Here is a 1,358-nt window from a genome sequence, read left to right as displayed (position 1 = left end):
TGACCAGAGCCCTGATAAGCCATCTTATCCAAAAGCTTATTGACCGCAGCGGCGAACTCTGCACTGGAGTCTTCCTGCAAGAAGTGCCCGCCTTTCAAAGTAATATGATCCTGCCCTACAGATCCAGGAACACGTTTTTGCATAAAGCGGTCTCCGCCTCGGGTGATGGGGTCACCGTTGCTAAATGTGGTTAGAAATGGTTTGTCCCACTTTTCCAGTACCTTCCAAGCGTCTTTGTTGGCTTGGGATGCTGGATTGTCTGGAGTGACGGGAACAAGGGCAGGGAACGCGCGAGCGCCCGCTTTGTATTTTCGGGAGGGGAAAGGCGCATCATATGCTCTCATCTCATCTTTGCTGAGTTGCTTGAAGCTCCCGCTGTTGACAATTCGCGCGATCGGAAACCATGGACTGTTAAGCGCAAAGGCCTTCCATAGTTTAAATGCCTTTGGTACTTGTTCTTCGCCAGTTGGAAGCATACCGTTGCCAACAACGATCGCTTTGAAGCGACTTTCGTTCTCGGCTGCAAGGCGAAGGCCTAATAAAGACCCCCAGTCTTGGCAAACCAAAGTAATATTGTTCAGCTCTAATTTGTCGATGAACTTCTGCATCCAGCGCATGTGTTGCGCATAGCTATAGTCTTCGGTGCTGGTGGGTTTGTCTGATTTGCCAAATCCAATGAGATCGGGGGCGATCACGCGGTGGCCCGCAGCCACGCAAATAGGGATCATGTGGCGATATAGATAAGACCAAGTTGGCTCCCCGTGCATCATCAGAATGGGGTCGGCATCTCGCGGCCCCTCATCAACAAAATGCATTCGCATCTCGTCGATTTCTATATAGTTGGGAGTAAAAGCGTAGTTTGGCAGGCGTTCAAATCGTGCTTCAGGTGTGCGAAGAAAGTTGGTCATTGTCGGGCCTCTTGAACGGTTTTTATTATGACTGACAAAACCATGCTAACGACCCTTGGAGAGAAAGGCTAGCCTTCCCCTTCTTTCAAATCTAGATAGCCGCGTTGAATCGAAGTTTCAAGCGCCTTTGAGCCTTCGGCAAGCTCCTCAAACCGGAGTCGATGTGCGCGTAATTTTTGCATTTCCTCTACGGTTGGAAATTCCTCTTTATTCTCATACGTTTTACAAAGCTCGTAAAGGTGCTGTAAATAGCTGGCACGGCTCCGTGCAACTAAGTCAACAATAGGTTGTAAGTCCTTGATGCAAAGTTCTTCAATCGAGGGATTTATGTGGTCTCGGTTGGATGTTTTTAGTAATTGTTCAAACTGCATTAGCAGGCGGTTTACGTGCTTGTCCATCGACGTGCTCCAAAAGCATATTCAACACCATAAGCATAGTGAAAGTATCGCG

The 1,358-nt window shown here is 48.5% G+C and carries 2 protein-coding genes; both read right to left on the bottom strand.

What is annotated here, in order from left to right; translation table 11 throughout:
* A partial coding sequence (locus A3751_RS14245) for a haloalkane dehalogenase (protein WP_068457270.1) occupies positions 1 to 908 on the bottom strand: 908 nt, incomplete at its 3' end.
* A gap of 68 nt (positions 909 to 976) precedes the next feature.
* Positions 977 to 1,306 (bottom strand): hypothetical protein, encoded by a 330-nt coding sequence (locus A3751_RS14240; protein ID WP_068457268.1) that lies wholly within the window; start codon positions 1,304 to 1,306, stop codon positions 977 to 979.
* Positions 1,307 to 1,358 lie beyond the last annotated feature (52 nt).

It is taken from the genome of Oleiphilus sp. HI0080 (assembly GCF_001635135.1).
The sequence above is the reverse complement of the archived record's forward strand: the minus strand, read 5'-3'. Positions and strand labels throughout refer to the sequence as shown.